This is a genomic window from Frankia sp. Mgl5, from assembly GCF_023242985.1.
GTDB classification, from domain to species: domain Bacteria; phylum Actinomycetota; class Actinomycetes; order Frankiales; family Frankiaceae; genus Parafrankia; species Parafrankia soli.
Genome location: NZ_JALKFY010000048.1, coordinates 1 through 300 on the forward strand (window position 1 = coordinate 1; position 300 = coordinate 300).

At 54.0% G+C, this 300-nt stretch carries 1 protein-coding gene; it reads left to right on the top strand.

Annotated elements, in window-relative coordinates; translation table 11 throughout:
- Positions 1 to 300 (top strand): AMP-binding protein (locus MXD62_RS08305; protein ID WP_248828818.1); only part of this gene is annotated, 300 nt, incomplete at both ends.

The window sequence follows — 300 nt, forward strand, 5'->3', positions numbered from 1 at the left end:
CAGGCTTGTCGAAGGATACGGATTAACCGAGGCCTCTCCAGTTACGCATGCCAATCCTATTTGGGGCCATCGGGTGAACGGCAGCATCGGGTTGCCATGGCCGGACACCGATGCCAAAATTATTGATCCGGCAACAGGAGACGAACTGCCCCAAGGCGAGGTTGGAGAGCTCGCCGTAAAGGGACCGCAGGTGATGAAAGGCTATTGGAATCGCCCGGAAGAAACGGCCTCCACCTTGATAGATGGCTGGCCTTTGACCGGCGATATCGCTTATATGGATGAAAAAGGGTACTTCTATAT